The organism is Burkholderia sp. WSM2232, from assembly GCF_000472545.1.
In the GTDB taxonomy this organism is placed as follows: Bacteria; Pseudomonadota; Gammaproteobacteria; order Burkholderiales; family Burkholderiaceae; genus Paraburkholderia.
Window position 1 is genome coordinate 1 of record NZ_AWZV01000062.1, and the last position, 4,688, is coordinate 4,688.

Sequence of the window (4,688 nt, forward strand, 5' to 3'; positions counted from 1 at the left end):
GCCGTTGTGCCGTTGTGCCGTTGTGCCGTTGTGCCGTTGTGCCGTTGTGCCGTTGTGCCGTTGTGCCGTTGTGCCGTTGTGCCGTTGTGCCGTTGCGGCGTTGTGCCGTTGTGCCGTTGTGCCGTTGTGCCGTTGTGCCGTTGTGCCGTTGTGCCGTTGCGGCGTTGCGGCGTTGCGGCGTTGCCTCAGGCAACCATGGTTGCCGATGCGTTCCGCCATGGCCTATTGAACCAGGCGGCTTCGGCAGTTGGCCGCTCCGGCCGGAGCCGTGCGTTCTAGCCAGCGTACGCCCGGCCGCCGCCCACGGCCCGGCGACCGTACGTCCACCGCTGGAGACCACCGTCCAGCGTGCAAGGTCCACCGTTCGCCCACCGCACGCGCCGCGGGTCTATTACCTGCTGACCGCCTGCTGATCGCCTGCTGATCGGCCGACAAGCGTCCGCCCGGTGTCTGTCCACCACCCGCTGCCCTCCGCCCGCTGACGGCCAGTTGGCGACCAGTTCACCCCCACCTGTCTCGTCGAGCGCTGCGTCACGCCAACTCGCGCGAGACGCCGTCTTCTTCTCACGACACAAAGTCACAATCGACTGAACTCCGTTACCTAAAATGGTCTGCACGCCTGCCGTTGGTTTTGCCGTTCGGCATCAGGGCGTTTCATATCCGTATTTCGGGAGACGACGATGGAAGTTCAACCGTATGTGTTTTTCAACGGGCGTTGCGAAGAAGCGCTCGACTATTACCGCCAGCATCTTGGCGCCGAAGTCACATTCATGATGCGTTTCAAGGACGCACCGCCCGATCCGCAGAACAAGCCGCGCCCCGGCGTCGAAGAAAAGATCATGCATGCGAACGTGCAGATGGGCTCGACGCAGTGGATGGCGTCCGACGGCAATTGCGATCAGGACGCGAAACCGATGAGCGGCTTCAGCCTGTCGCTGACCGCGGACGACACCGCGTCGGCGCAGAAATACTTCAACGCGCTTGCGGACGGCGGCCAGATCGTCATGCCTTGGGGCGAAACCTTCTGGAGCAAGGGATTCGGCATGACGGTGGACCGCTTCGGTCTGATGTGGATGGTGACTCTGCCGCACGAGTAAGCTACGGCGGGCCCGGCAGCTCGCCTAGGTCTTCGCCAGGATCCGCGAATGCCGCTCGATGTTCCAGTGCGGCTCGGTGTCGCAGAGCGCCGCGCGTAAGCGCGCCACCTGTTCCGCGAGCCGCTGCCCGAGCCAGTACGGTCCTTGCAGATCGGGCGGGAGCGGCGGCGCGGAGTCGCCGGTAGCCGGGAGCGGTGGCGGCGCTGCGTGACTGCCGGCCACGAGCGCAGCCGTTGCGGGGGCGTCGGCCGCGGGAGCACCGGCTCGCGACGCGTCCGCCGTCGATCCGGCAGTCGCGGGTAGGCCCGCTCCCGACACACTCTGCGTCGCAACGCCAGCCGCCGGAGAGCCACCCGCCGACACACCGTTCGCCGCAACGCCAGTCGCGGGAACGCCGTCGCCCGACGTACTCTCCGTCGGAACAGCAGCCGCGGGTCGGCTGCGCCCCGACGCACTCTCCCCCGCAACGCCAGCCGCCGGAACGCCGCTTCCCGACACACTCTCCGCAGGAACTGCGACCGCCGCGCCTCCTGCCAGAACCCCGGAACGCTGCGCCCGACCAAAACGCAGGCCGCGTGCCGTGGCCAGCAACATCGCGCGCACGGCTTGCACTTCGGTGCCGCATCGTCGCGCATAGGCCGCACGTGCGGCGGCGTCAGCCTGCATCAGCGGACCGGTCGCCAGCAGTTCCAGCGAACTGAGCACCGAACGATGCAAGCGCTGAATCTCCTCGAGCTTCGCCTGCGGCACGTCGATCTCCTTCGCCACCGAAGGCATGAGCGAGCGCAACTGCACGAGCCGCCGGTTAATCTCCAGAAAACGCCTGACCTGCTCTTCCTCGCCGATCGATTCGCCCCCCAGCAAGCGCGTGTAGATGCGCGCGCATTCGCGCAGATTCGCAGCGAGGCCGTAGCGCCACGAATAGGTAGCATGCAACGGCAGCGCGAATGAAAACGCGAGAGCGATCATAATGCCGATCAGCACGTTCAACGTGCGCCACAGGCCGACGTCGATCACATTGTCGCCATGTCCGGCGACGATGCACATGGTGATCGCCGTGAGCAGCCCGATATAGCCGGACGAGCCGATCGCAAACCAGGCGCAGATTGCCGCGACAATCGCCATCAACACGTAAGTGAGCGGCAGCGAGCCGATCAGATTCTGCTGCACGATCAACAGCAGCCCGATCGACGCGCCCAGCAGCGTGCCTGCGGCCCGCTCCGCCGCTTTTTTGCGGATATTGCCGTGATGCTGCAACCCGCCGATCACCACCAGCAACGTCACCGACGACCAGATGCCGTGCGGAATGTCGATACCGGTCGTCGCGAGAATCGAGAACAGCATCGCGAGTCCGACGCGCAGACTGTGCAGCACCTTGGCGTGCCGGTAGCGGTAATACGGCGACGTGATCGCGCGGACCATGCGGCTCAGCGCCGGGCGGCGCGGAACAACAGGGCGGGAATCGGCAGGAGCCATGGCGGCGGCAGCGGGCAGCGCTTTCGAAGGGAGTCCCGCTATCGTGCCCTGGAGTGCGGCGGAAGTACAAACACAAACGCCCGCGGACTGGGGTCCGCGGGCGCCTCGTTTGCCAGCGTCGACGCTTAGCTTTCGACCACGTCCAGATAGTCTTCCGGGCGCGTACGGTCTTCGGCGCGCTGCATGCCGAACGCGCGCACCAGCAGGCTCGCCACGACCGCCACCACCAGATTCACGATCAGCGACCAGACCGCCGCGTAGCCCGGAATCGCCATGCCGAACAGGTGAACCGTGAAGATGGAGCTGGCGAGCTTCAGCGAAACCGCCATCCACGTACCGGTCGCGATGCCGGCCGCCCAGCCGAGCAACAGACCGCGATAGTCGAGCACGCGCGTGTACAGTCCGAGCACGATGGCGGGCAGCGTCTGGATGATCCAGATACCGCCGAGCAACTGCAACTGGATTGCATACGTGAGCGGCAAGCCGAGAATGAACGCCACTGCGCCCACCTTGACGATCAGCGACACCAGCTTCGCGACGTTGGTCTCCTGGTCGTGCGTCATGTTGCGGTTGACGAACTCCTTGTGGATATTGCGCGTGTACAGGTTCGCTGCCGCAATCGACATGATGGCCGCCGGCACCAGCGCGCCGATGCCGATGGCCGCGAACGCCACGCCGACGAACCACGACGGGAAGAAGTGCAGGAACAGCGCCGGCACCGCGAAGTTCGGACCGAACGCCTTGAAGTACGGTGCGAATTCCGGCATGTCCTTCACGCCGGAAGCGAGCGCCATGAAGCCGAGCAGCGCGAGCAGGCCGAGCACCAGCGAATACGCCGGCAACATCGCCATATTGCGGCGGATCGTGTTGCCCGATTTCGACGACAGCACCGCGGTGATCGAGTGCGGGTACAAAAACAGCGCCAGTGCCGAACCAACCGCGAGCGTCGCGTACGCGCTATAGCCATTCAGACTCGACACGTCCGGCGCCTTGAGCAGCAGCTTGGCCGGCGGCACCGCGCCGAAGATGTGACCGAAGCCGCCCAGTTGCGGCGGAATTACGATGATCGCAGCGAAGATGGTGATGTAGATCAGAATGTCCTTCACCACGGCGATCATGGCCGGCGCACGCAGGCCCGACGTGTACGTGTACGCGGCGAGAATGGCGAACGCGATGATCAGCGGCAGGTCGCCGACAAAGCCCTTCGTGTCGAAGCCGAGCGCGCCGATCACCACTTCGATGCCGACCAGTTGCAGCGCGATGTACGGCATGGTCGCCACAATGCCGGTCACGGCAATGGCGAGCGCGAGCATGCGGCTGCCGTAGCGGGCCGACACGAAATCCGCCGAGGTTACGTAACCCTGACGTTTCGCGATGCTCCACAACTTGGGGAACACGACGAACGCAAACGGATAGATCAGGATTGTGTATGGCAGCGCAAAGAAACCGGTTGCGCCCGCACCGAACACCAGCGCCGGCACGGCGATGAACGTGTATGCGGTGTACAGGTCGCCGCCCAGCAGGAACCACGTGACGATGGTGCCGAAGCGTCGCCCGCCGAGACCCCACTCTTCCAGATGGGCGAGATCGCCGCGCCGCCAGTGCGCCGCAATGAACCCGAGAATCGTGACGCCGATGAAAAACAGAACGAAGACGAAAGTTGCGATGGCGTTCATTATCGTGCGTCTCCTTGCGGACGGCCCGACGCGCGCGTCTTGGTCTTGAAGTACACGATTGCGGTAATGATTGCGCTGATCAGCACCCAGAGGAGCTGATACCAGTAGAAAAACGGAAAGTCGAACAGAACCGGTTCGACCTTGTTATACGACGGCACCCAGACCATGGCGATCCAGGGCAACAGCAACAGCCAGAGCCAGTGCTTGCTGGCTTTGTTCGCGTCGGCGTCGTGAGCCATGACGTCTCCTCTTCCCTATTATTGAAATGTTGGCCCGTGTTCGACGGGTGGTGAACCCCCAAAGCGCAGAGCCGCCTCGCGGTAGCACGCCCGCGGAGGATCGCCCCGCATGGGACACGAGTGCCCCGAAAGCTTCGAAAGAGTATAGGAGCCGCGAACGTGCGGTCAAGCAGGGTGGACCCGAGGCGGAGGGGTGGGTG

Annotated in this window: 4 protein-coding genes; 1 reads left to right on the top strand and 3 read right to left on the bottom strand. The window is 64.5% G+C overall.

Going from position 1 to position 4,688, the window contains the following annotated elements:
• The first annotated feature begins 680 nt into the window (after nucleotides 1-680).
• The gene (locus F757_RS0129645; RefSeq protein ID WP_027214495.1) at nucleotides 681-1,097 is read left to right on the top strand and encodes a VOC family protein; all 417 of its coding nucleotides are present in this window, start codon (nucleotides 681-683) and stop codon (nucleotides 1,095-1,097) included.
• 24 nt (nucleotides 1,098-1,121) lie between these two features.
• On the opposite strand, the gene F757_RS36730 is transcribed toward F757_RS0129645, so the two are convergent.
• The 3 genes from F757_RS36730 to F757_RS0129660 all read right to left on the bottom strand — a co-directional run bounded on the left by F757_RS36730 (nucleotide 1,122) and on the right by F757_RS0129660 (nucleotide 4,488).
• Complete coding sequence (locus tag F757_RS36730) at nucleotides 1,122-2,519, bottom strand: FUSC family protein (protein ID WP_232221483.1); 1,398 nt, start codon at nucleotides 2,517-2,519, stop codon at nucleotides 1,122-1,124.
• A gap of 179 nt (nucleotides 2,520-2,698) precedes the next feature.
• The gene (mctP, locus tag F757_RS0129655; protein WP_027214497.1) at nucleotides 2,699-4,249 is read right to left on the bottom strand and encodes a monocarboxylate uptake permease MctP; all 1,551 of its coding nucleotides are present in this window, start codon (nucleotides 4,247-4,249) and stop codon (nucleotides 2,699-2,701) included.
• Nucleotides 4,249-4,488: a DUF3311 domain-containing protein gene (locus F757_RS0129660; RefSeq protein WP_027214498.1), complete on the bottom strand. Its 240-nt coding sequence runs from the start codon at nucleotides 4,486-4,488 to the stop codon at nucleotides 4,249-4,251. The genes mctP and F757_RS0129660 overlap by 1 nt, the downstream gene beginning before the upstream one ends.
• Nucleotides 4,489-4,688 lie beyond the last annotated feature (200 nt).